Origin of the sequence: Streptomyces sp. NPDC059524 (genome assembly GCF_042749255.1) — a bacterium.
In the GTDB taxonomy this organism is placed as follows: domain Bacteria; phylum Actinomycetota; class Actinomycetes; order Streptomycetales; family Streptomycetaceae; genus Streptomyces; species Streptomyces xanthii.
In genome coordinates this window covers 53,752-78,518 of sequence record NZ_JBHYTK010000016.1, presented here as the reverse complement: position 1 = coordinate 78,518, position 24,767 = coordinate 53,752, and the positions used below count along the sequence as shown (strand labels likewise).

Annotated in this window: 15 protein-coding genes and 1 riboswitch; of the genes, 7 read left to right on the top strand and 8 right to left on the bottom strand. The window is 73.5% G+C overall.

Annotation, left to right across the window (positions count from 1 at the left end):
• Nucleotides 1-521: 521 nt before the first annotated feature.
• Nucleotides 522-1,076 carry a MarR family winged helix-turn-helix transcriptional regulator gene (locus ACFW9D_RS07495; RefSeq protein WP_188337784.1) on the bottom strand — a complete coding sequence of 185 codons (555 nt, stop codon included), beginning with the start codon at nt 1,074-1,076 and terminating at the stop codon, nt 522-524.
• Between the two features lie 130 nt (nt 1,077-1,206).
• Here ACFW9D_RS07495 and ACFW9D_RS07490 point away from each other — a divergent pair, with 130 nt between their 5' ends.
• On the top strand, nt 1,207-2,484 hold the full coding sequence (locus ACFW9D_RS07490; protein WP_384618969.1) for an MFS transporter: 1,278 nt from the start codon (nt 1,207-1,209) through the stop codon (nt 2,482-2,484).
• 11 nt (nt 2,485-2,495) lie between these two features.
• Here the strand turns inward: ACFW9D_RS07490 and ACFW9D_RS07485 are convergent, their stop codons facing one another.
• Both ACFW9D_RS07485 and ACFW9D_RS07480 read right to left on the bottom strand, forming a co-directional pair.
• The gene (locus ACFW9D_RS07485) at nt 2,496-4,133 is read right to left on the bottom strand and encodes a SpoIIE family protein phosphatase (RefSeq protein ID WP_384618961.1); all 1,638 of its coding nucleotides are present in this window, start codon (nt 4,131-4,133) and stop codon (nt 2,496-2,498) included.
• A 201-nt stretch (nt 4,134-4,334) separates the two neighbouring features.
• Nucleotides 4,335-5,786 carry an NAD(P)/FAD-dependent oxidoreductase gene (locus ACFW9D_RS07480; protein ID WP_384618959.1) on the bottom strand — a complete coding sequence of 484 codons (1,452 nt, stop codon included), beginning with the start codon at nt 5,784-5,786 and terminating at the stop codon, nt 4,335-4,337.
• A gap of 364 nt (nt 5,787-6,150) precedes the next feature.
• Between ACFW9D_RS07480 and ACFW9D_RS07475 the strand changes: the two genes are divergently transcribed.
• A complete protein-coding gene (locus tag ACFW9D_RS07475; RefSeq protein WP_384618956.1) occupies nt 6,151-6,918 on the top strand; it encodes a TetR/AcrR family transcriptional regulator in 768 nt (255 codons plus the stop codon).
• Nucleotides 6,919-7,314: 396 nt separating this feature from the next.
• On the top strand, nt 7,315-9,246 hold the full coding sequence (locus ACFW9D_RS07470) for a sigma-70 family RNA polymerase sigma factor (protein ID WP_384618953.1): 1,932 nt from the start codon (nt 7,315-7,317) through the stop codon (nt 9,244-9,246).
• A 56-nt stretch (nt 9,247-9,302) separates the two neighbouring features.
• Here ACFW9D_RS07470 and ACFW9D_RS07465 read toward each other — a convergent pair whose 3' ends face one another.
• Nucleotides 9,303-12,617 (bottom strand): BTAD domain-containing putative transcriptional regulator, encoded by a 3,315-nt coding sequence (locus ACFW9D_RS07465; RefSeq protein WP_384618950.1) that lies wholly within the window; start codon nt 12,615-12,617, stop codon nt 9,303-9,305.
• Nucleotides 12,618-13,063: 446 nt separating this feature from the next.
• A complete protein-coding gene (locus tag ACFW9D_RS07460; protein ID WP_188337789.1) occupies nt 13,064-15,157 on the bottom strand; it encodes an asparagine synthase-related protein in 2,094 nt (697 codons plus the stop codon).
• Between the two features lie 661 nt (nt 15,158-15,818).
• Between ACFW9D_RS07460 and ACFW9D_RS07455 the strand changes: the two genes are divergently transcribed.
• The 4 genes from ACFW9D_RS07455 to ACFW9D_RS07440 all read left to right on the top strand — a co-directional run bounded on the left by ACFW9D_RS07455 (nt 15,819) and on the right by ACFW9D_RS07440 (nt 20,813).
• A complete protein-coding gene (locus tag ACFW9D_RS07455; protein WP_188337790.1) occupies nt 15,819-17,240 on the top strand; it encodes an MFS transporter in 1,422 nt (473 codons plus the stop codon).
• 104 nt (nt 17,241-17,344) lie between these two features.
• Entirely contained in the window at nt 17,345-18,544 is a 1,200-nt protein-coding gene (gene lhgO / locus ACFW9D_RS07450) for an L-2-hydroxyglutarate oxidase (RefSeq protein WP_188337791.1), read from the top strand.
• 137 nt (nt 18,545-18,681) lie between these two features.
• Nucleotides 18,682-19,452, top strand: coding sequence for a tRNA (guanosine(46)-N7)-methyltransferase TrmB (gene trmB / locus ACFW9D_RS07445; protein ID WP_384618965.1), 771 nt, complete (start codon nt 18,682-18,684; stop codon nt 19,450-19,452).
• 59 nt (nt 19,453-19,511) lie between these two features.
• Nucleotides 19,512-20,813, top strand: a complete 1,302-nt coding sequence (locus tag ACFW9D_RS07440) for a PrsW family intramembrane metalloprotease (RefSeq protein WP_384618945.1) — start codon at nt 19,512-19,514, stop codon at nt 20,811-20,813.
• A gap of 25 nt (nt 20,814-20,838) precedes the next feature.
• Here ACFW9D_RS07440 and ACFW9D_RS07435 read toward each other — a convergent pair whose 3' ends face one another.
• The 3 genes from ACFW9D_RS07435 to ACFW9D_RS07425 all read right to left on the bottom strand — a co-directional run bounded on the left by ACFW9D_RS07435 (nt 20,839) and on the right by ACFW9D_RS07425 (nt 24,527).
• Nucleotides 20,839-21,783: an aldo/keto reductase gene (locus ACFW9D_RS07435; RefSeq protein ID WP_188337794.1), complete on the bottom strand. Its 945-nt coding sequence runs from the start codon at nt 21,781-21,783 to the stop codon at nt 20,839-20,841.
• Nucleotides 21,784-21,949: 166 nt separating this feature from the next.
• The gene (locus tag ACFW9D_RS07430) at nt 21,950-23,014 is read right to left on the bottom strand and encodes a M23 family metallopeptidase (RefSeq protein WP_384618941.1); all 1,065 of its coding nucleotides are present in this window, start codon (nt 23,012-23,014) and stop codon (nt 21,950-21,952) included.
• Between the two features lie 11 nt (nt 23,015-23,025).
• Nucleotides 23,026-23,179: riboswitch (cyclic di-AMP (ydaO/yuaA leader) on the bottom strand.
• Between the two features lie 244 nt (nt 23,180-23,423).
• Nucleotides 23,424-24,527, bottom strand: coding sequence for a PP2C family protein-serine/threonine phosphatase (locus ACFW9D_RS07425; RefSeq protein ID WP_384618939.1), 1,104 nt, complete (start codon nt 24,525-24,527; stop codon nt 23,424-23,426).
• Nucleotides 24,528-24,767: the final 240 nt, after the last annotated feature.

Below are 24,767 nucleotides of genomic sequence, written 5' to 3'. Positions count from 1 at the left end.
TTGGCACGCTGTTGAGTTCTCAAGGAACGGACGCTTCCTTTGTACTCACCCTCTCGGGCTTTCCTCCGGGCGCTTCCCTTCGGTCTTGCGTTTCCGACTCTATCAGACCGTTTCACCGGCCGATTTCCTCGGGGTCTTGCTGGTCTTGCTTTTTCGCTTTCCGGCCTTTCGGCCTTCCTGCGGTGTCGACTCTATCAGATCCTTTCGGGCCTGATTCCCAGTCAACCGGGTTTGTCTTCGCGGCTGTTGGGCCGTTCCGACGTCCCAAACATTAGCGGATCCTCGCGGCAGTTCCTAATCGAGTCGATCGGGTCCTGCGCAACCCAATTTCGAATGGAATTCGGACATGCCGAAATCATTCCCGTTGGGAGATCGTGCTGGTGTGTGGGTGCCGCGTTCGCGGCGGAAGGTGCTGTCGCAGAACCGTTACGGCCCCGCGGCAACCCGAAGAACTTTACGGACCGGGGAGGGGCGTGTCAACCCCCACCCGGTGAACACCCTGGCGGGTTCCGTGCGGGGCCTCAGTCCAGGTCGTTGAGCCGGCCGCCGGCGTCCGGCTGGGCGTGCTCGACGCGGCGGAGCAGGCGGGTGAGGACCTCGCCGAGCAGGCCCCGCTCCACGGAGGTGAGGTCCTGGAGGAGGTCCTCCTCGAAGACCGTGGCGAGGCGCATGGCCGCCAGCCACTTCTCGCGGCCCTCTGCGGTGAGCTCGACGATGACGCGTACGCGGTTGCTCTCGTCGCGGTCCCGGGTGACCAGGCCCTCCTGGACCATCCGGTCGATGCGGTGGGTCATCGCGGCGGGCGTGAGGCCGAGTCGCTTGGCGAGCTCGCCGGGGCCCATGCGGTACGGGGCGCCGGACAGGACGAGGGCCTTCAGGACCTCCCACTCGGCGTTGCTGATGCCGATCTCCGCGGTCTGCCTGCCGTACGCCACGTTCATGCGCCGGTTGAGCCTGCCGAGCGCCGAGACGATCTGCTCGACCTGGGGGTCGAGGTCCTGGAACTCGCGCTGGTACGCCGCGATCTGCTCTTCGAGGGTCGGCTCCGCTGTCGGTCCGTCGGGGTTGTCCGCCATGCCGCGAAGTATGGCACGCGGCCAGTTGGCGTCGAAGTCCTTCGAGGTGTACTGTTTAGCTTCTAACTTTAGGTTCGAAGTCTTCAGGGTGAAGGCTTCACGGAAGAGGCAGGTGAAAGTGACCAGGGCGATGGGCGCCGCGATGCGGCGTGTGCAGGTGGGTAGCGCGTTGAGTTCGTTCGGCGTGGGCTTCACGGTTCCGTTCCTCTATGTCTATGTGGCAGAGGTCCGGGAACTGGGGGCCGGTGCGGCGGGCGTAGTGCTCGCCGCGTTCGCGATGGCCGCCCTCGTCGTCCTGCCGTTCACCGGCCGCGCCATCGACCGGCGCGGCCCCATGCCCGTCCTGCTCGTCGCGTCGGGTGTGGCGGCGGTCGGGGCCGTCGGGCTCGGGCTCGCCGTCAGTGAGCCGGCGGCCATCGCGGCCGCCGCCGTGCTCGGCGCGGGCACCGCCGTGCTGCAGCCCGCGCTCGCCACGATGATCGTCTGGTGCTCCTCCCCGGAGACCCGGACGCGGTCCTTCGCCATGCAGTTCTTCCTGCAGAACCTGGGACTCGGCATCGGTGGCCTGATCGGCGGCCAGATCGTCGACGTGAACCGGCCGGACAGCTTCCTGCTGCTCTTCGGCATCGAGGCCGTCATGTTCCTGGTGCTCGCGGGCATCGTGCTGACCGTGCGGATGCCGCAGGGGCAGCACCTGGGTGAGGCCGCGCCCAAGGGCGACTCCAAGGGCGGACTGCGCACGCTGCTCGGGCACCGGGCGATGGTCCAGCTGTGCGTGCTGGGCTTCGTGCTGTTCTTCGCCTGCTACGGCCAGTTCGAGTCCGGACTGAGCGCCTACGGTGTCGAGGCCGCCGGGATCTCCCCGTCCACCCTGGGCATCGCCCTCGCGGCGAACACGGCGATGATCGTCGTCGCCCAGTTCGCCGTCCTGAAGTTCGTGGAGCGTCGCAAGCGCTCGCGCGTGATCGCCGCTGTGGGCATCATCTGGGCCGTCGCGTGGGCGGCCGCCGGGTACGCGGGGCTCGGGCACGGCAGCCAGGCCATGGCCACCGCCGCGTTCATCTCGACGTACGCGCTGTTCGGGCTCGGTGAGGCGATGCTGTCGCCGACCGTGGCGCCGCTGGTCGCCGATCTGGCCCCGGACGGCATGGTCGGGTCGTACAACTCGGCGTTCGCGCTGGTCAAGCAGCTCGCGCTGGCCGTCGGGCCGGCGGTGGGCGGGCCCATGGGCGCCGCGCTGCACGGTCCGTACATCGTGACGTTCATGCTGTTCTCGCTCGGCATCACCGTGCTCGGGCTGAGACTCGGGAAGCGGTTGACGCCGGTGCAGGACCAGCCGTCGCTGGCCGGCAGCCGCGTCGTGATGAAGGGCGCGCCCGAGCCGGCGACCACGGTGTCCGCCGGCTGAAGCAGCAGCGCTCAGGAGGTGCTGTCGGGGAGGACGAACTCGCACCAGACGGCTTTGCCGCCGCCCGGTGTGCGTCGTGATCCCCAGTTCGAGGCGATGGTCGCGACGATCGCGATGCCGCGGCCCGTCTCGTCCCCCGGTTCCGCACGGCGGCGCCGGGGCAGGTGGTCGTCGCCGTCGGTCACCTCGATGATCAGGCGGCGGTCCGTGCGGCGCAGGCGCAGGCGCATGGGCGGGGTGCCGTGCTGGAGCGAGTTCGCGACGAGTTCGCTGGCCGCGAGGACGCCCAGGTCGTGCAGGTCCGTCGGGAAGCGCCAGCTGGTGAGGACGCCGGAGGCGAAGGCGCGGGCGCGGGGGGCCGCCTCGACGCCGCCGAGCAGTTCGAGCGCGGCGTTGCGGAAGAGCTCCCCGTCGGTGCCCTTGCGGGCCGGGTGCTGGAGGACCAGGACGGCGACGTCGTCGTCATGGTCGGCGCCGACGCCGAGGGCGCGCATCAGCCGGTCGCAGACGACCTGCGGGGTACCGGTGGCGCCGGCCAGCGCGCGCTCCAGGGCGGCGACGCCCTCGTCGATGTCCTCGTCCCTGCGCTCGACCAGGCCGTCCGTGTAGAGGACCGCGGTGGAGCCGGGGCCGAGCGGGACCGAGCCCGAGGCGTGCAGCCAGCCGCCGGTGCCGAGGGGCGGACCGGTGGGTTCCTCCGCGCGGTGGATGGTGCCGGTCTCGTCGCGGACGAGGATCGGCAGATGGCCCGCGGACGCGTAGACGAGGCGGCCCTCGTTGGGGTCGTGGACGGCGTAGACGCAGGTGGCGATCTGGTGCGGGTCGATCTCGGTGGCGAGGCCGTCCAGCAGTTGCAGTACTTCGTGCGGGGGCAGGTCGAGGCGCGCGTAGGCGCGGACGGCGGTGCGCAGCTGGCCCATGACCGCGGCGGCGCGGACGCCGCGTCCCATGACGTCGCCGATGACGAGGGCGGTGCGGCCGCCGCCGAGAGTGATGACGTCGTACCAGTCGCCGCCGACCGCGGCCTCGGTGCCGCCGGGCTGGTAGGTCGCGGCGATGCGCAGGTCGTCGGGCTCCTCCAGTTCCTGCGGGAGCAGGGAGCGCTGGAGGGTGACGGCGGTCTCGCGCTGGCGGCGCTCGCTGGTGCGCAGCCGTTCGGCGGCCTCGGCGTGGTCGGTGACGTCGGCGGCGAAGATCAGGACTCCGGGGCCGCCGTCGGTCTCCAGCGGGGTGCAGGTGACGGTGTACGAGCGGCCGCCGGAGGTCTTGCGGGACTTGACCGTGCGGGGCTTGGAGCTGCGCAGCACCTGGTCGAGGAGCGGCAGCAGGCTCAGTTCGTCGAGCTCGGGGAGCGCGGTGCGGGCGGGTTCGCCGGCGGGGCGGTCGCCGAAGGCGGCCACGTAGGCGTCGTTGAGGTAGGCGACGCGGTGCTCGGGGCCCTGGACGAGGGCGACGAGGCCGGGGATGCGGTCGAGGACGTCGCGGACCGGGAGGGTGTCGAGGCCGCCGTCGGGGCTCTCGTCGAGCCTGCGCTCGGCACGGGCCGCGGGGACGGCGCCCTCGCCTCGCTGGGGTGCTCCGTGGTCGGCTCGCGCTGCCGCGCGGCGCTGCGTTCCGGGGAGCCGGGCGCTCCAGCGGGTGAAGTTCACGGTGGGGAAAGCCTCGTGGGGTCGTGGTCGGGCGATGCGCCCGCCCATGGTCGGGGACCAGTCTGGCCGACCGTACTGACAAACGTCAGACGCCGGACCGCCTGCGGTAGTTCCGCGTTCCGTAGGTGGGGCCGTGTGTGCGGCCGGGTGCGGGGCCGTCGGGGCCGCCGTCGGGCCGTGGGACGGGCGTCAACGGTGCGGTCAGGACGACCCTTTCGGGTCCGGGGAGGGATCGTCGGTGGGTCCCTTCGGCGGGTCGGCAGAAGGGTCCGCAGGAGGGACACCACCGGCCGCGAGTTCGAACTCGGCGCGCGGCCGCTCCAGGGAGCCCAGCGAGACGATCTCTCGCTTGAACAGGCCGGAGAGCGTCCATTCGGTCAGGACACGGGCCTTTCGGTTGACGGTCGGCACCCTGCTGAGGTGGTAGACGCGGTGCATGAACCAGGCAGGGTAGCCCTTCAGCTTGCGTCCGTAGACGTGTGCGACGCCTTTGTGGAGGCCGAGGGAGGCTACGGATCCCACGTACGCGTGGGCGTAGTCGGTGAGGGGTTCGCCGCGCAGGGAGGCCGCGATGTTGTCGCCGAGGGTCCTGGCCTGGCGGACGGCGTGCTGGGCGTTGGGCGCGCAGGTGCGGCCGGGTGCGTCGGCGGTGGTGTCGGGGACGGCGGCGGCGTCGCCGGCGGCCCAGGCGTGCGGGGCGCCGTCGACGGCGAGGGCGGCGGTGCAGGTGAGGCGGCCGCGTTCGTCGAGGGGCAGGTCGGTGGCGGCGAGCAGCGGGCTGGGTTTGACGCCGGCGGTCCAGACGACGGTGCGGGTGGGGAAGCGGGAGCCGTCGCTGAGGACGGCGACGCGGTTCTCGCAGGATTCGAGACGGGTCTCGAGGCGTACGTCGATGTTGCGGCCGCGCAGTTCGCGGATCGTGTAGCGGCCCATCTCGGGGCCCACTTCGGGCAGGATCCGGTCGCTGGCCTCGACGAGGATCCACTTGAGGTCCTCGGGTTTGACGTTGTGGTAGTGCTTCGCGGCGAACCGGGCCATGTCCTCCAGCTCGCCGAGGGCCTCGACGCCCGCGTAGCCGCCGCCGACGAAGACGAAGGTGAGGGCGGCGTCGCGGATCGCGGGGTCGCGGGTGGAGGAGGCGATGTCGAGCTGCTCGATGACGTGGTTGCGCAGGCCGACGGCTTCCTCGACGGTCTTGAAGCCGATGCCGTGGTCGGCGAGTCCCGGCACGGGCAGGGTGCGGGAGATCGAGCCGGGGGCGAGGACCAGTTCGTCGTAGGCGATCGAGGCGGGGCCCGTGCCCTCGTCGGAGCTGGCGAGGGTGGTGTAGCGGGCGGTGCGCTTGGCGTGGTCGACGGACTCGACCTCGCCGACGATCACCTGGCAGTGCGGCAGGACGCGGCGCAGCGGGGCGACGACGTGGCGCGGCGAGATGGATCCGGCGGCGGCCTCGGGCAGGAACGGCTGGTACGTCATGTACGGGTCGGGGGTGATCACGACGATCTCCGCGTCCCCGCTGCGCAGCTCCCGTTTGAGCTTCTTCTGGAGGCGCAGGGCCGTGTACATCCCGACGTATCCGCCGCCGACGACGAGAATGCGCGCTGTGGGGGTCGTCCCCCGGTCGTTTGCTGCCCTCACCCTCCCATGACGCATCGGGCTCCTGCGTTTGTCCACAGCCCCGACAATTTGTGTGACGGAACGGAGTGCGCCGTACCGGTTGCGCCGGGGGGTGGGGTTCGCGGGAGGTGCGCAGGTCAGCGGGTGAGGGGGTGGGAGGTGGTGGGGGTGCATTCGGGGCGGAATCCCCGCGTACTCCGTTCGGGGGGCGCTCCGTGCGGAACCTGCCCCTTCTGAATTGACTCCCGGTCAACTATGTTCGTGTGCTGTCGGGGTGTCGGGGGACGCACTGACGGCGCCGCGGGACGGCTGCCGGACTTCTCTGTCGGTTCCTCACGCTCCGGCTGACAAATGACGGGGAGTGTCTCCGGGGGGAGACGTCATTACCGGGGGAACACATATGCACATTCAGGATTCTCATTGGACCTCGGCGTCCACCGTGACGCCGACGAGTGTCCCCGGCGGGGCCAATGGGCGGGGAGCGAGCGACAGTTCCCGGTCCACTCCGCTGCGGGTGGACGCACAGCGCAACCTGGAGCACGTGCTGCGCGCGGCCCGGGAGGTCTTCGGCGAGCTGGGGTACGGGGCGCCCATGGAGGACGTGGCGCGCCGCGCGCGGGTCGGCGTGGGCACGGTGTACCGGCGCTTTCCCAGCAAGGACGTGCTGGTGCGGCGCATCGCCGAGGAGGAGACGGCCCGGCTGACCGACCAGGCGCGCACGGCCCTGGGCCAGGAGGACGAACCGTGGTCGGCGCTGTCGCGCTTCCTGCGGACCTCGGTCGCCTCGGGCGCGGGCCGGTTGCTGCCTCCGCAGGTGCTGCGCGTGAGCGTGGCCGACGAGCCGCCCGCGGCGCACGACGAGGCGCGGGTGCCGCAGCAGCGGGCCGCGGTCGACGGGGCCGACCTGCGGCTCGTGGACCAGCGGACGGCGCCGGCCGAGGTGCTTCCGGCGGACGACGCGGGGGCGGCCGCGCTGCTCGACGTCGTGGGCCGGCTCGTGGACCGGGCGCGGGAGGCGGGTGAGCTGCGCACCGACGTGACCGTGGCGGACGTGCTCCTCGTGATCGCCACGGCGGCTCCCTCCCTGCCGGACGCCGCGCAGCAGGCCGCCGCGTCGGCCCGCCTGCTCGACATCCTCCTGGAGGGGCTGCGCTCACGCCCCGCGTGAGCGACCTGTTCTGCGGCCGACCGCGTCTTTGATCGCCCGTGTTCGGCGGGCGGGGGCGGTCGGCCGTTTCGCGTCGGGTGTCTCGGGCCGGCTTCGTGCGGGCGGCTGCCTGTGGGCGGTCGCGCGGGCTCCGGTGCGGATGGCCGACCGTCTGTGACGGCTTGAACACCATGGGTCGAAGGGCTCCGTCACGAACGGCGCGTACGGCGCCTTTGCCGCCAACTACCTTTGCCTGTACGGCCTTTGACTCTTACCCCAACCGCCGAACACTAGTGCCCCGTGGCCGGAAAACTCCACGGATGAGTGGTTGCGGAGCAGTGACCGGCGCGGTGGGGTGCCTGTGTGGCACTCTTTCCCGGTGGTTCGGGTCAGAGTGGGCGGTCGGGGGCTTCCGCGATGAGCGTTGACGGGCGGGACGAGCAGCAGCCCGGCGGACAGGGAACGAGCGGCGACGGCCGCTCCCCCAGCGATGCCGCACAACAGGTGCCGAGCCAGGGCGGACCGGGCCGGGCCCAGCCGCCCGCGCCGGCCGACCCCGAGGTGTCCGTACCGGCGCAGCGCGAGAGTCTCGGCCCCGATGTCGTGGGCGTGCCGGGAGCAGGCGGGGCCGATCTGCCGCCGTCCGACGCCGACCTCATCGGACAGATGCGCGCGGGCGACGACGGCGCCTACGAGGAGCTGTACCGCCGCCACGCGGCCTCCGTGCGCCGCTACGCCCGTACCTGCTGCCGCGACGGACACACCGCCGACGACCTCACCGCCGAGGTGTTCGCCCGCATGCTGCAGGCCGTGCGCGGCGGCAGCGGACCCGAGTACGCGGTGCGCGCGTACCTCCTGACGACGGTGCGCCGGGTCGCCGCGGGCTGGACGAAGTCCGCGAAGCGGGAGCAACTGGTCGACGACTTCGCCGTGTTCGCCCAGCAGGCCTCGCGCTCCAGCGAGGTCTCCGACGACGACACGCTCGAGCTGGGCGCCGACGTCCGCGCCATGCACGAGGCCGAGCAGTCGATGGCCATGCAGGCGTTCCGCTCACTGCCCGAGCGCTGGCAGGCCGTGCTGTGGCACACGGAGGTGGAGGACGAGTCGCCCAGCGATGTCGCCACCCTCTTCGGCCTCGACGCCAACGGCACGCGCGTGCTCGCCAAGCGTGCCCGCGAGGGACTCAAGGAGGCCTACCTCCAGGCCCACGTCTCGGCCACCCTCATCCAGTCCGAGGAGTGCTCCCGCTACGCGGACCGGCTCGGCGCCTACGCGCGCGGCAGCCTGCGCACCCGTGCCGAGCGCGGGCTGCGCAAGCACCTGGAGGAGTGCGCCAAGTGCCGTCTGGCCGCCGGCCAGATCAAGGAAGTCGCCAGCGGTATCCCGGGTGTCGTGCCGATCGCCGTCATCGGTTGGTTCGGTGCCGCCGGGTACGCGAAGGTCGCCGCGATCATCGGCGGCGGCACCCTGGGCGCCGCGGGAGCCGGCGGTGCGGCCGCGGCGACCGGCGGGACCTCGGGCGGCGCGGCCGGTGGTGCCGCGTCGGAGGGGCTCGGCGCCCCGGCGAAGGCAGGTATCGCGGCCGGTGTCGTGGCCACGGGCATCGCCGTGGCCGTCGCCATGGCGCTCACCGGCGGCGACGCGAAGAAGCCCGAGCCGGAGGCGCGCCAGGAGAAGCCGCCGATCTCGCAGCCGATCGTGCCGCAGAAGCCGAAGGAGTCCCCCGAGCCGCAGCCGGAGCCGCCCGCCGCGGCGCCGAAGCCCGAGCCGACCCCGCCGCCGGCCGAGAAGCCGAAGCCGACTCCCACCCCGACACCGACGCCCACGCCGACTCCCACCCCGAAGCCGACGCCGACCCCCACGCCGACGCCGACCCCGACTCCCACCCCGAAGCCGACGCCTCCGCCTCCGGCGCCCCCGGCCGTCTACCAGTGGAACCAGCTCTCGTACGGCGGCCTCGGCGACGGCACCGGGCCGGAGATGCGCTTCGGCAGCACTCCGGTCTGGCAGCGCACCGGCCTGTCGATCGCGGGGCAGCAGTACGCGCACGGCGTCTCGGTGGCGTCGACCTCCTCGGTCACCATCGACCTCAACCGCAGCTGCACCGCCTACGACGCGGTGGTCGGGGTCGACGACATGTCGCTCGGCATGGGCGCGGTCCGCTTCTCCGTCTACGTCGACGGGGCGCAGGCCTGGCAGTCGCCGGTCGTCCGGGGTGACCAGCCGGCGGTGCCCGTGCACGTCGGACTCTCCGGGGCCAGGACGATCCGCCTCGTGGTCGAACCGCACGCCCCGTTCGGCGCCGCGGCGATCGCGGACTGGGCGAACTCCCGCTTCACCTGCTCCTAGAGCAAGCGGCCGGCGCTTCAGCCGGCCCCCGGCCCGAGCTCGCGCCTCAGCCGCTCCTAGGGTTCGAGCTCGGTGAGGATCTGGTCCGGGGTGAAGGACCGGCCCTGCTCGCGCAGGGTCTCGTAGCGCGCGGCGCCCAGCTCGTCGCGTGCCCGGGACGCGACGTCCTCGCACGCCTTCCGTTCCGGGTAGGGGCGCGCCAGGTCGCCCCGCAGGGCGCCGGACGCGGCGAACAGACGCACCGCGCTCTCCAATCCGCCCGCCCGCGCCTTCAGTTCTGCCCCTACGTCGATGAGGCCGCCCGTCACCGCCTCCGCGCACTGCTCCATCACCGCGTCGCGCAGCACCGGCACGAGGAGCTCCAGGGCCGCCCGCGGCCCCGACTCGGCCGCCGTGACCCGGGCGTCGAGCGCGCCCAGGACCGCGATGAACTGCGGGGGCGGCGTGCCGGCCTCCGCCAGCGCCCGCGCCTCGTCGCACTGTTCGCGCGCGGCGGCCACCTCACCGTCCGCAAGGAGCAACTGGCCGCGCAGCAGCCGCACGAACGCCGTCGTGTCCGTCACCCCGACCTGTGCCGCCTCGGCATGCGCCACGTCGAGCGTCCGCCACGCCGCCTCCTTGTCACCGGACCGGTAGGAGATCTCCGCCAGCCGGGCCAGCAGGAACGGCGCCTCCGCGTACGCGCCGACCTCGTAGGCCAGCCGCAGCGACTCCTCGTACTCGGCCTGCGCCTCCTCCAGGAAGCCGCGCGCCATCGCCGCCTCGCCGGCCGCGCTGCTCACCTGGGCGCGCATCCAGCGGTCGCCCACCCTGCGGCTGATGTCCCGCAGCTCGGCCAGATCGCCGTCCACACCCCGCATGTTGCCCGGCATGTCGACCGCGACGTGCGTCCGGAACATCAGCGTCACGCCGATCTCCCAGTCGCCCCCGAACCGCCGGCAGTTGGCGAGCGCCGCGTCCAGGCTCGCCCGCACGTCCCGGCGCTCCTCGTCCAGGAAGAACAGCGAGAACGGCCAGATGATCCCCGGGAAACGGGCGCCCCGCGGGTTGGGCGGCTCGAACGCGGCCTGCACGCGCGCCACGTACTCCCGGTCGGCGTCGTCGCGCACCGTCTCCTGCGGTTTGGTGTCCGCGAGGAGGAACAGGTCAAGCAGCCGCAGGTTCATCCGCGGCCAGTACAGCGGATGCTCCGGATCGTCCGGGGTGCGGCGGCCGGGCAGCAGCGCGATGACGCGCTCCAGCCAGGCGACCGCCTCCGTACGGTAGTTGCGCAGCCACCAGAACCAGCCCATGAGCAGCGTCAGCGCGATCGCCGTCTCCTCGTCCGGGGCACCGGAGGAGGAGACGGGCTGGGTCGCGCGCGCCAGAGCCGCCCTGATGTTGTCCAGCTCCGTCTCCAGGCGCTGGATCCACGGCAGTTGCTCCGCCGAGCGGATCTTGGGGTCGGCCTCCTCGAGCAGCGCGCGGACGAACGCGGTGTGCCGCTGCTCGGCGTCCCGGCGCAGACCCGGGAACTCGGCGGCGCGCTCGGTCGCGTACTCGTGGATCGTCTCCAGCATCCGGTAGCGCATACCGCCCTCGGAGCCCGGCTGCGGGGTGGCGATGAGCAGGGATTTGTCGAGGAGGGAGCCCAGGGCGTCCGCCGTCGTGGCGGGCGGTGCCGCGCACACCGACTCGGCGGCCTCCAGGTCCCAGCCGCCGGCGAACACCGACAGCTCGCACAGCACCCTGCGCTCCTGCTCGTCCAGCAGGTCCCAGGACCAGTCGACGACCGCGCGCAGGGTCTGCTGGCGGGGCAGCACCGTGCGGCTGCCGCCGGTCAGGAGACGGAAGCGGTCGTCGAGGCGGTCCGCGATCTGGCGCGGGGTGAGCAGCCGGAGCCGGGCCGCCGCCAGCTCGATGGCCAGCGGCAGCCCGTCCAGGCGCCGGCAGATCTCCGCAACTGCCTCCCGGTCCTGGGCGGGGTCGAAACCGGGGCGGACCGCAGCGGCCCGTTCGGCGAACAGGCGGGAGGCGGGGTCCGGCGGCAACGGCTCGACGGGGCGGACGGACTCCCCCGGGACTCCGAGGGGTTCGCGGCTGGTGGCGAGGATCGTCAGGGACGGGCAGTGCGTGAGCAGGGTCTCGGCGAGCTGGGCCGCCGCGTCGATCACATGCTCGCAGTTGTCAAGGATCAGGAGCAGGCCGCGCTGGGCGCAGTGCTCGATGAGGAGCCGCGTCGGGTCGTCCTGCGGCACGGTCGACATCTCGCTCGTCACCAGGACCGTCTCGCGAAGGCCCAGAGCGCTGACGACCGCGCCGGGGACCGCCCTCGGGTCGTCCAGCGGCGCCAGCTCGACCAGCCAGGCCGGGGAGAAGGACGTCGCTGCCTCTTCCGCCAGGCGGGTCTTGCCGGAGCCGCCCGGGCCCGTGAGCGTGACCAGGCGTGCGCCTCGCAAGTCAGAACGGATGGCGTCCAGTTCGGGTTCCCGGCCGACGAAACTGTTCAGACGGGGCCGGAGATTGCCGGTCCTGACGGGGGCCCTCGGCGCGGGCGGCTCCACCGGCCCGGCTGATCCGGCCGGTCCGGCCGCCTCGGCCCGTCGCTCCTGCTGGGCCTGCTGGGCCTGCTGGACCGGCTCGGCCGGGGCGGGGGCCGCCGAGAGGAGTTCCGCGTGGATGCGCCGGAGGTCCGGGCCCGGGTCCGCGCCCAGGCCGTCGGCGAGGGTGCGGCGGGCCTGTTCGTACGCGGCGAGGGCGTCGGCGCCCCGGCCCGTCGCGCGCAGGGCACGGATCAGCAGGGCATGCAGGGGCTCGTCGTACGGGTGGGCCGTGGTCAGTTCCCGCAGTTCCGGTACGAGGTCGGGGGCGCGGCCCAGGCGCAGATCGGCCTCGGCGCGGGCGCGGGTCGCCTCCAGGCGCTGGGCCTCCAGGCGGCGGGCCTCGGGGCGGGTGGCTCCGTCAGGGAGCGGGAGGTCGGTCAGGGCCGGGCCGTGCCACAGGGCGAGGGCGTCGCGCAGGGTGCGGGCCGCGGTGTCCGGGGCGTTCTCGGCGAGGGCGCGGGTGCCCTCCCGGGTGAGGCGCTCGAAGACATGGGCGTCGATGTCGTCGCGGGCGGCGGCCAGGCGGTAACCGGCGGTCTCCGAGGTGACGGCGTCCTTGCCGAGGGCTCTGCGGAGGCGGGCCACGAGGGCCTGGAGGGCGGCCGGGGCGTCCGCGGGCGGGGCGTCGGACCAGACGTCGTCGATGAGGGTGTGGACGGGGGCGGGGTGGGGGGTGTGCAGGGCCAGGGAGGTGAGGAGGGCGCGGAGGCGGGGGCCGGCCAGGGGTACGGGTGTGTCGCCGTTCGCGTCGTCGATCGCCTGCGTGGCGCCCAGGATTCTGTACTGCACCCGGGCATTGTCGCCGCTCCGGATGGGGAGGGCGCGGGGTTTACGGGGCTGGGCGGGTCTGCGGTGTGCCCTGTCGGGCGCGCGGCCGTTTCGCTCGGCGTCTGCGCCGCGGCACCCGGCGCTGGAGTTCGGCCCCTACGGCGGCGGCGCTTGAGCCGAGCCCCGATGAATCGCGTGCCCGGCGCCGGGGTGCCGCCTTGCCCACCCGTGCCGCCCCAGGCGGCAGACTGCCCAAGGCTGGGTGGCCCCGACTTCGTACCGCTGCCCGGGGCAGGGTGCCGGGCCGGCGCCCCCGGAGCGGGCGGGTGGGTGGGAGCAGGGCTGGGGCTACGGGCGAGGCCCAATGGAACGCGCACCCCCATCGCCCCAGGCGGCAGACTGCCCAAGGCTGGGTGGACCGGGTGGCCGTGCGGGGTCGGTCCGGGTCCGTGGTCGGAGAAGTGCCGTCAGGACAGCCCCGAGCCCAGGGCTCGGGCCGGGGTGACCGTGCCGGAGGGGACCGCCCGTGCCCGCGCGGGCGTACCGGTCCAGCACGTGCCGCGCCGCGCCAGCAGCCTCCGTAGCCACAGCTCCAGTGAGACGAGTTCCGCGAGCCCGTCGACGGGCAGTGGTTCCCCGTCGGCCGCCGCGCGGAGCGCCTTGCGGACGACCCGGGCCTCGACGAGCCCGGTCTGCGCGAGCAGCGGCGTGTCGAAGAGGGCGATCAGCGTGTCCGCCGAGGCCCGCAGCCCGGTGCGGGCGGCGGCCTCCGAGGAGGCGTGGGAGGGGGCGCCCCAGCCCGGGGGCAGGTCCGTGACGCCGGCGCCCTCCAGGACCGTACGGAGGATGTCCGCGCGGGCCCCCGGCTGGACGCGGAGCGCCTCCGGCAGGGCGCGGCAGGCGCGGACGACCTGGTTGTCGAGGAACGGGGCGTGCAGCCGCTGGAAGCGGATCTCGGCGGCCTGTTCGAGGACGCGGAGGTCCGCGGCATGGCGGGCCAGCGCCGCGCGGGCCCGGAACTCGCCGGGCCGCTGCCCCGGCCCCGGTCCCGGACGCGTCGCCCCGGCCTGTAGGCGAACCGATACTTCAGCAAGGGCCTCGCCGGTCAGCCAGCGGGCGGCGGGCCCGGGTCTGGCCCAGGTGAGGGCGGCGAGCGAAGCCCCCACGGCGCCGCCGGGATCGTCGAAGCGCCGGTGCAGCAACAGCTCGGCCAGGCCGTCGAGTCCGGCCCGGTAGGGCGTGCGGGCGAGCTTGCGCGCGGCGCCGTACACGCGCGCGGGCACGGTGAAGGAACCGTCCGCCTTCGTGAGCGCGGCGACGGGCCGCACCATGTGGCGGCGCCGACGGTCCATCAGGAGGTCGGTGAGCCGGGCCGGATGCGCGTCGAGCACCTGCCGTGCGCCGTACCCCGTGAAGTGGTCGGCGCTCCCGGAGGAGAGCCGCGCGCGATGCCGGGCGGCGCTCACCAGGAGCGGGCTCGGCTCGTCCGTGAGCGGGCCGTCCAACTCGGCGTAGGGCAGCGTCTCTTCGCCGCCGGCCACGACGACGTGGTGCAGGCGCGGGTTCGCGGCGAGCGCCCCCGCGCGCTCCAGCTCGGCCTCGTGATGCGTCGGCGCGGCGGACAGGTCGTTGAAGGTGACGGCGAGGAGCCGCTCGCCGGCGCCCGTGCCGTGCCCGAGGACGGTACCGGGCAGCCCGGGCAGCCCCGCCGCGAGCAGCGCCAGCGTGCCGGAGGCGGGCCCGCCCGAGAGGTCCGCTCCGATGCCGGGCACGGGCATGCCGCGGGCGGCGCGCCGCTCGGCGGGCCCCATGCCGGGCACGGGCCCGGGGTCGAGGTCGGTGCCGGGCACGTGGCGCGGGGCGGCGAGCCGGGTGCGTACGGCGTCCACGAGGGCGTCGCGCACGCCGTCCACGGCGTCGGCGGGGTCGGTGGGGGTGGCGGCGACGGCGAGGGACGCGACGGGCTCGTAGCCGGCGATCTCGCGGGTGCCGGCGCGCAGCACGAGCGCGTGGCCGGGCGGGATGCGGTGGACGCCTTCGTAGGGCGTCGAGTCGTGCAGGGCCTCGGGGACGTCCGGGGCGGCGAGCAGCGCGGCGAGGTGGCCGACGTCGAGGTTGGCCTCGATGAGGTCGGCGAGCGGGAGGGCGGCGGTGGCGTAGGCGGTGCCGCCGGCCCAGGGGGTGTGGAAGACGGGCCGGGCGCCCGCGAGGTCGCCGAGGACGGTGACGCGGCGGCCTGCCTGGACGACGGCCGTGTAGCTGCCGGGCCAGGCGGTGAGGTGGCGCAGGGCGCCGCCGCGGGCGGCGAACAGGCCGACGCGCAGCTGCTCGTCGGAGGCGCCGCACACGCCGAGGACGGCGATGCGGGTCTGGTCGTCGACCTTCACGATGCGCACTTCGTCGGGGCGCCAGTCGCCGACGGCCCACAGGGGATCCGGGTCGCCCCACAGGAGTTGGGACCCGACCGGGTGGACCGTCTCGCCGTCCGTACCGGTCGCTCCGGCGGAGCCGGGGGTGACAGGTCCGGCGGCGGTACTGCTCCACCCCACCAACCACCGCATCGCCGCCTCCACAAGCTGTGGACATCCAAGGGGGACCCATGCTGCCACGAAGCCGGCGTCGGGGAGGATGCAAGTGGGCACGGGAAAATGGCGCGCGCTCCCCCTCGTGCGCCCCCGATACCGCCCTGATGCGCCCCATTTGAGCGATGGTTGAACCCGGGCGGACCCGCGGCACTACCCAGGCAGCGCGGGGCGACAACGGAACAACAGCGGCGAGATTCGGCCAAATCGGCGCGTGATGGCCGGAGCCGGCCGACCCGCTTCGGCCACAGCGCGCAACGCGCAGTCCGGGAGGCTCGGTCGGCCTCCCGGACCGTTCCGCCACCCGCGGGGATGAAGGCGGCGGTGTCCCCCAGCCCGCTGGATCCAGTACAGCGGGCCGACCCACGCAGGTCCCATGGAAGCCCTCCCCCCAGGACCGGCCAAGAGCGCACGCGCAGGCGCACGGCACCACGGGCGGAGCACACGGTCACACGGCGTGGCCTGCGCCGTACTTCAGTACGGACAACAATCCCGCCAGATGGAACCGCTGCCCTTAACGCTTGGGATCCGGCGAACTACGCTGGGTGTACGAATGCCGCGCGGTTATGCCAGGCCGAGTCGGGCCGTCTTCTCGGCGTAGCCGCCAGGCGCGGCAGCCGTCTGTGTCGAGGGGTGACGCATGTCCAGGGAGCTACGCGGGCCGAACGAGAAGCTCGGCGCCGTTCTCGCCCTCGCGGGAATCAGCAACGCAGGACTGGCGCGCCGGGTCAACGACCTGGGGGCGCAGCGCGGACTGACGCTGCGCTACGACAAGACGTCGGTGGCCCGTTGGGTGTCGAAGGGCATGGTGCCGCAGGGCGCCGCCCCGCACCTGATCGCCGCCGCGATCGGCCAGAAGCTGGGCCGGCCTGTGCCGTTGCACGAGATCGGCCTCGCGGACGCGGACCCCGCGCCCGAGGTCGGCCTCGCCTTCCCGCGGGACGTGCGGGCGGCGGTGAAGTCGGCGACGGAGCTGTACCGGCTCGACCTCGCCGGCCGCCGCGCGGGCGGTGGCGGGATCTGGCAGTCCCTCGCGGGCTCCTTCGCGGTCAGCGCGTACGCGACGCCCGCTTCGCGGTGGCTGATAACCCCGGCCGACTCGTCGGTCGCGCGGGAGGCGCACAGCGCCGAGGAGGGCGCACCGCAGAAGGTCGGCCACAGCGATGTGCGCAAGCTGCGCGAGGCGGCGGAGGACGCGCGGCGCTGGGACTCCAAGTACGGGGGCGGGGACTGGCGTTCGTCGATGGTGCCCGAGTGTCTGCGGGTGGAGGCGGCGCCGCTGCTGCTCGGCTCCTACTCGGACGACGTGGGCCGCTCCCTGTTCGGCGCGTCGGCCGAACTGACGCGCCTGGCCGGGTGGATGGCGTTCGACACCGGGCAGCAGGAGGCGGCGCAGCGGTACTACATCCAGGCGCTGCGGCTCGCGCGGGCGGCGGCGGACGTGCCGCTCGGCGGCTATGTACTCGCCTCCATGTCGCTGCAGGCGACGTACCGGGGGTTCGGGGACGAGGGCGTGGACCTGGCGCAGGCGGCCCTGGAGCGGAACAAGAGCCTGGCGACGGCCCGCACCATGAGCTTCTTCCGGCTCGTCGAGGCGCGCGCCCACGCGCGTGCCGGTGACGCGCAGGCGGCCGGCGCCTCGCTGCGGGCGGCGGAGGGCTGGCTGGAGCGGGCCCGCGACGGGGACAACGATCCGTCCTGGCTCGGCTTCTACTCCTACGACCGTTTCGCGGCGGACGCGGCGGAGTGCTACCGGGACCTGAAGGCGCCCCGGCAGGTGCGCCGGTTCACGGAGCAGGCGCTGTCGAAGCCCACGGAGGAGTTCGTGCGCTCGCACGGGCTGCGTCTGGTGGTGTCGGCGGTGGCCGAGCTGGAGTCGGGGAACCTGGACGCGGCGTGCGAGCAGGGCACGCGCGCGCTGGAGGTGGCGGGCCGCATCTCCTCGGCCCGCACGACCGAGTACGTCCGGGACCTGCTGCACCGCCTGGAGCCCTACGGCGACGAGCCGAGAGTGGTGGAATTACGAGAACGGGCGCGTCCCCTCCTCATGGCGCCGGCGTAGGCCCCCGCGGGGGTCGCGCCGACCGTCGCCCGGGGTCGGGCGCACCGCACACAGCGCGTTGTCAGTGGCGTCGGGCAAGATGCAGGGCGTGGAGGTGAGGCCTGGTGGGGACGGCTGCGTTCGACGGGGATGTGTTGGTGGTCGGCGGGGGGATCGTCGGTCTGTCCACCGCGTATGCCGTCTCGCGGGCCGCGCCGGGCACGCGGGTCGTCGTCCTGGAGAAGGAGCCGGGCCCGGCCCGGCACCAGACGGGGCGTAACAGCGGGGTGATCCACAGCGGGATCTACTACCGGCCGGGCTCGCTGAAGGCGCGGTTCGCGGTGCGCGGGGCGGCCGAGATGGTCAAGTTCTGCGCGGAGTACGGGATCCCGCACGAGGTCACCGGGAAGCTGATCGTCGCCACGGAGCGGGACGAGCTGCCGCGCCTGCACGCCCTGGTCCAGCGCGGCAGGGAGAACGGGATCTCGGTGCGGGAGCTGGGCCCCGCCCAGATCCAGGAGTACGAGCCCGAGGTGCGGGGGCTCGCCGCGATCCATGTGGGGACGACGGGCATCGCGGACTACCGGGCGGTCGCGGAGCGGTTCGCGGAGGTGTCCGGGGCGGAGATCCGGTACGGGGCGGAGGTCGTGCAGATCGACCGGCGGCCCGAGCGGGGCGTCGCGGTGCGCACGCGCGCGGGGGACGTGGTGCGGGCGCGGGTGATGGTGAACTGCGCGGGGCTGCGGTGCGACGAGGTGGCACGGCTCGCCGGGGACGACCCGGGGATGCGGATCGTGCCGTTCCGGGGGGAGTACTTCGAGCTGGCCCGGCCCGAGCTGGTGCGCGGGCTCGTCTATCCGGTGCCGGATCCGGCGTTCCCGTTCCTCGGGGTGCATCTGACGCGCGGCATCGACGGCGGCGTCCACGTGGGGCCGAACGCGGTGCCGGCGCTGGCCCGCGAGGGGTACGGCTGGGGGACCGTGCGGCCCCGCGAGCTGGCCGGGACGCTCGGCTGGCCGGGGTCGTGGCACATAGCGCGGCAGCACTGGCGGTACGGGGCGGGGGAGATCGTGCGGTCCGTGTCGAAGGGGGCGTTCACCCGAGCCGTGCGCAGGCTGGTGCCGGCGGTGGAGTCGCGGGACCTGGTGGCGGCGCCGGCGGGGGTGCGGGCCCAGGCGGTGCTGCGTGACGGCACCCTGGTCGACGACTTCCTCATCAGCGAGGGCCCCCGCACGGTCCACGTCCTGAACGCCCCGTCCCCGGCGGCGACGGCGTCCCTCCCCATCGGGCGGGAGATCGCCCGCAGGGTGCTGGCGTCTCTCTAGGCCGACCAGAGCCTCGCAGGCGGGGCAGGAGCCCGGAGCGGGCCGCGCTGCCGCTCCCCGGGGTACGTAAAATCGAGGGCATTGTGTCTGAGTCGCCTGAGATCCCCCACGCCGCCGAGCCGTCCGAGCCGTCCGAGCTGTCCGACGACGCCGCTCGGGCCGCTGCCGCCGCCGCCCGGCCCAATGAGCCCCGGTTCCCGGACGGGCCGCGGCCCGATCCCGCGGGGTCGCACTTCGAGCGGCGGATCCGGAGTTTCCAGCCGCGCCGCAGCCGGGTCACCACCGCTCAGGCGGACGCCCTGGAGCGGCTGTGGCCCAAGTGGGGTCTCGACATCGACGGGCAGCGGGTGCTGGATCTGCCGGGAATGTTCCCCGGGGTCGAGCGGATCGTGCTGGAGATCGGCTTCGGGATGGGCGAGGCCACCGCGCAGATGGCCGCCGACGACCCGACCACCGGGATCCTCGCCGTCGACGTGCACACGCCGGGCCAGGGGAACCTGCTCAATCTGGCGGACCGCAACGGGCTGAGCAACGTCCGGGTCGCCAACGGGGACGCGATCATCCTGCTGCGCTCGATGCTGCCGGACGACTGCCTCGACGGCCTGCGCGTCTACTTCCCCGACCCGTGGCCGAAGAAGCGGCACAACAAGCGCCGCCTGATCCAGCCCGAGTTCCTGTCCCTGGTCGCCGGCCCGCTGAAGCCGGGTGCGCTGGTGCACTGCGCGACGGACTGGGAGGACTACGCGGAGCAGATGCTCGAGGTCCTCACCGCGCACCCCGACTACGTGAACACGATCGCGGACGGCGGCTACGCCCCGCGCCCCGAGTTCCGCCCCCTGACCCGGTTCGAGGGCAAGGGCCTGGACAAGAGCCACGTGGTGCACGACCTGCTGTTCACGCGCCGCTGAGCCCCGCCCCGGGGACGGGCCCCGTCGCGGCGCCCCGCATCCCTCGTTAGGGTCAATCCGTGGCCCCGTACCCCACCTATCCACCGCATCAGGACCACGCCCTCGGCACCCCGCCGAGCGGCGCGGTCCCGCATCCGCGCTGGTGGGAGCGGAAGGGCGTGCGGGCCACGGCGCTCGCCGCGCTGCTCGCGCTGTCCGGCGCGGTGATCCTGGCGCTGGTGCGGGAGCAGACCGGCACGGAGGGCTTCCTCGTCGGCCTCGGCCTGGCCGTGCTGCCGGTGCCGCTGCTGATATCCGCCTTCCGCTGGCTGGACCGGGTCCGGCCGGGCCCCTGGCGGAACACGGTGTTCGCGTTCGCGTGGGGCGCCTGCGCGGCGGCCCTCATCGCGATCGTGGCGAACAGCTTCGCCACCCGCTGGATAGCGACCGCGACTGCGGATCCGACCAGCGCCGACACCCTCGGCGCGACCGTCATAGCGCCCGTCGTCGAGGAGTCGGCGAAGGCGGCGGCGGTGCTGCTCGTCTTCCTGTTCCGCAGACGCGACTTCGCCGGGGTCGTCGACGGCATCGTCATCGCCGGGGTCACCGCGACCGGCTTCGCGTTCACCGAGAACATCCTCTATCTGGGCAACGCGTTCGGCACCGACCAGATCAGCGGCACAGGCCCAGGGCTCAGTTCGGTGACCGCCGCGACGTTCTTCGTCCGCGTCGTCATGTCGCCGTTCGCGCATCCGCTGTTCACGGTGCTGACCGGCATCGGCTTCGGCATCGCCGCCGTCACCGCCCCCGACCGCGGCCAGGTGCGCCGCGTGCTGCTGCCGCTCGCCGGACTCCTCACCGCGATGGGCATGCACGCCTTCTGGAACGGCTCGTCGAACTTCGGCGAGTACGGCTTCTTCGCCGTCTACGCCACGTTCATGGTGCCGGTGTTCGGGCTGCTCACCTGGCTCGCCGTGTTCCTGCGCCAGCGCGAGCTGCGCGCCGTCCGCGAGGAGCTGCCCGCCTATGTGGCCGCCGGCTGGCTCGCCCCGCCCGAACCCTTCGCGCTCGGCTCCCTCAAGGCCCGCCGCCTGGCCCGCGAGTACGCGGCGCACTTCGGCGGCAAGGAGGCCCTGACGGCGGTCACCGAGTACGAGGAGTACGCGACCTCGCTCGCCCTGCTGCGCCGGCGCGGCGCCCGCGGCCGGGCCGGCGCCGACTTCGTCGTACGGGAGCGGGAGCTGCTCGACGCGCTGTGGCGGCGGCAGGGCTACGCGCGGGCCGCCCTCGCCTACGCGGCCCGCGCCGTCGTGCCGGTGTGGCCGGTGTACGCGGGGCCGCCGGTGCAGGGCCCCCCGTACTACAACCCGTACCGGTACTAGGCCTGCCGGGCCTGCCCGCTGTCGGTCAGGCGGAGGCGCGGCCGAGGCGCTGGAGCTCGGACTCGGTGAGTTCGAGGTCCGCGACGGCGAGCAGCGCCGGGAGCTGCTCCACGGTGCGCGCCGAGGCGATCGGCGCGGTCACGGTGGGCTGCGCGGCGAGCCAGGCCAGGGCGACGGTGGCGACCTGCGCGTCGCGCTCCTTGGCGATCTCGTCGAGGGCCGTGAGGACGGCCTGCCCGCGCGCGGTCTCCAGGTGCCGGGCCGCGCCCTGCGCCCGCGCGCTGTCGACGGTGACGCCGGTGCGGTACTTGCCGGTGAGGAAGCCGGAGGCGAGCGCGTAGTACGGGACGGCGCCGAGGCCCGCGCGGGAGGCGACCTGCTCCAGTGCGCCCTCGTACGTGTCGCGCGAGACCAGGTTGTAGTGCGGCTGCAGGGCGACGTAGCGGGCGAGGCCCTCGCGGTCGGAGAGGTCCAGGGACTCCTGGAGGCGGGCCGGGGTGATGTTGGACGCCGCGATGTAGCGGACCTTGCCCGCCCGCACCAGCTCGTCGAGCGCGCCGATGATCTCCTCGACGGGCACGTCGGGCTGGTCGAAGTGCGTGTAGTACAGGTCGATGTGATCGGTGCCCAGGCGCTGCAGCGAGGCGTCGGCGGCGGCCTTGATGTTGTCCGCGGACAGGCCCTGGTACCGCGGGTGCTGGCTCACCTTCGTGGCGATGACGACGTCGTCGCGCCGGCCCCGCGCGGCCAGCCAGCGGCCGATCACGGTCTCGGACTCGCCGCCCTCGTTGCCCTCCACCCACGCCGAATAGGAGTCGGCGGTGTCGATGAAGTTGCCGCCGGCGGCGGTGTAGGCGTCGAGGACCGCGAAGGAGGCGGCCTCGTCCGCCGTCCAGCCGAAGACATTGCCACCGAGGGCGAGGGGGAAGACCTCGAGGTCCGAGGAGCCGAGTGAGCGCAGAGAAGTCATGAACCCTCTCAACGCCCGCACAGAATCCGGTATTCCGGCCGGTTCCGGCGGAGGTGGACCTCAGTCGGTCTGACGGGGTGTCGGCCGGCGGGCGCGCGCGGGCACGCGGAACCGGCAGCCCTGGCGTCGGGGGGTTGCCGCCAGGACCGCCGGGGATCGGGGAAGGTCAGAGACCGAGGCCCTTGTCGCGCAGCCAGGCGGCCGGGTCGACGCCCGTGGCCTGGCCGTCGGGGTGGACCTCGAGGTGGAGGTGGGCGCCCGTCACGTTGCCGGTCGCGCCGACGCGGCCGATGACGTCGCCGGTGCTGACCTTCTGGCCGACGCTGACGTTCATCGAGGACTGGTGGCAGAACCACAGCTCGGTGCCGTCGTCGAGGGTGAGGACGGTGCGGTAGCCGTAGGCACCGGCCCAGCCCGCCTCGGTGACGGTCCCGGAGTGGATCGCGTAGATCGGCGTACCGGTGGAGGCCGCGAAGTCGAGGCCCGTGTGGTAGCCGGAGGACCACATGGAGCCCGGCTGCCCGAAGGTGCCGGTGAGCGTGTACGAGGCGACGGGGAGCTTGTAGCTCTTGGCCAGCTTGGCGAGGCGCTCGGCCTCGGCCTTGCGCTTGGCCTCCTCCTCGGCCGCCTTCTTCTCGGCGGCGGCCTTGGCCTCGGCGGCCTTCTGCTGCTCGGCGGCCTCTTCGGCGGCCTTCTGCGCGGCGGCCTCCTCGGCGGCCTGGCGCTCGGCCTCCTCGGCGGCGGACTGCTGCGTCTCGGCCTGGGCCATGATGCGGGCCCGCAGGGCCTCGCCCGCGTCGGACTGTCCCTGCGCGCCGTCGGTCACCGTGGTGAGCGGGGCGGCCTGCGCGGCCGGCGAGCCGTCGGACGCGGAGTCGGCGGAGTCGTCCGAGCCGGATATGAGCGCGCCCACGCCCGGCAGGGACTTGGCCTCGGGCAGCGAGTCCTTGACCGCGGAAAGGTCGGGCATGGAGAGCGAGACCGCGGGCTTGCCGCCCTGCGCGGTGGCGATGCCGCCGGCGCCGACGGCGGCGATCACGCCGACGCCGAGAACCGTGGAGCTGCGCGCGAGTCCGCCGCGCTGGCGGGCCACGCGGTGCCGGCCGCGGACCGGTCGGACGGACTCCTCGGTGGGGTTCCACTCCTCCCAGTTCTCTCGCTCGACGCCGAAGTCGTCAGACGCTTCGGCGGAGCCGTAGGAGAACTCGGGGGCAGGCCGGTTCGACGCCACGGGGGCGCTCTCCTTTCCTTCCTTCTCGCCTACCGGGTTAGCTGACGGGTTCGGAGCAGGAAGGTCTCCTACGGGCGTAGACGGACGCACATGCGTCGCTACGGTCCGATTCACCCCAAGTTGGTGGTTCCCCGGCTCCCTTTCGGGATTAAGCGCGTGCGCGCGGAGCCGACTCTTGTGACGGCTGGGACGACCGCGCTGCGTTATCGAACGTTAATAGACAGCCGACACGATTTCCAAGCCGTTCCCACTGATCGTTCACGTCTTTGGCCTGGACTTATCAGGGCACGAGCGGGCGGAATCGGGCGAGTTGACCCCGAGTCGGAGGACACGGATCCGCCACGACTTTCTGACGCTGTATCAATTGTTATGCGCAGGGGTGCCGTTCGATCACCCCCCGTGATGTCGATCAAGGACGTCGCACGGCGAGCAGCGCCATGTCGTCCCGCGCGCCCCCGCCGGTGTGCTCCCGGACCTCCTCGGCGACCTCCGCGAGCAGTTCCTCGGGTCCGCTGAACCTCCGCCCCGACAGCCGGTCCGCCGGGTCGTAGAAGACGCCGTGCGCGTCGCGCGCCTCGGACAGGCCGTCGGTGTAGAGCAGCAGCGTGGCGCCGGCGGGGAACGCCTCCTCGGTGGCCCGGTCCGGCCAGCTGCCCAGCGCGCTCAGACCGAGCGGCAGCGCGGCCTCGCCCGGACCGAGCATCCGCAGCGTGCCGTCGCCGTGCAGCAGGAGCGGCTCCGGGTGCCCGCGGTTGAGCACCCGCACCAGGCCCGCCCCGTACGGGAACTCGGCGAGCACCGCCGTCGTGAAGCCCTCGAAGTCGTCGACGCCGCTGCGCCGGGTGCCCTCGCGGGCCAGCGCCCGCTCCAGGCGCCGGGCCACGTTCTCCAGGCTGCCCTCCTGCTCGGCGGCCTCGCGGAACGCGCCGATGACGACGGCCACCGCCGACACCGCGCCCATGCCCTTGCCCCGCACGTCGCCGACGACGACGCGCACGCCGTGCGGGGTGTCCTGCACCGCGTAGAGGTCGCCGCCGATGAACGCGCCCGCCTGCGCGGCCTCGTAGCGCACGGCGACGTCCAGGCCGCCGGTCCGGCCGGGCGGGGCCGGCAGGACGGCGCGCTGGGCCGCCTCCGCGATGTGCCGGGCGGAGGCGAGCTGTTCGCTGCTGTGCCGCACGATCCGGTTGATGAAGCAGGCGAGCAGGCAGACGGTGGCCACCGTGACCATCTCGGTCACGATGTCGGAGCCGAAGTCGTTCGTGAAGCGCAGATGGACGGCGACGATCGCCGCGATCGAGGCGACACCGGCGAGGATCGTGGCGCGCATCGAGAAGAAGGGGGCCGCCACCAGGGGTGCGGCACTGAACAGAGGGGAACCGGCGAAGCCCGCCGGGGTGCTGTACTCGTAGGCGGCGCCGCCGATGACGAGGAGCGCCGGCAGCAGTCGCAGGACGGTGCGCAGACCACGGTTGCCCGGTGCGTGTGCGTGCCGACCCCGTCGCTGCCCCACCGCTTCGTCTCCTGCCGCTTGCGCGCCCGAATGTCCGGCGTCTCCCCAAGGTTTCCCGGGGCGGGCCACGGCGGCGAGCAGTACTGGGCCGTCCGGGTTCAGCGAAAGGGCGCGCTTTCTGGCGAACAAAAAGAGCGAGGGCCGCAACTAGGTAATGTTCCGGCGCACGCGGGGTCTTTCGGGGGCCGGTATAGTAACATCGTCCGGCTGGTTTTTTTCCCCGCGAGGGAACCCGCAGAC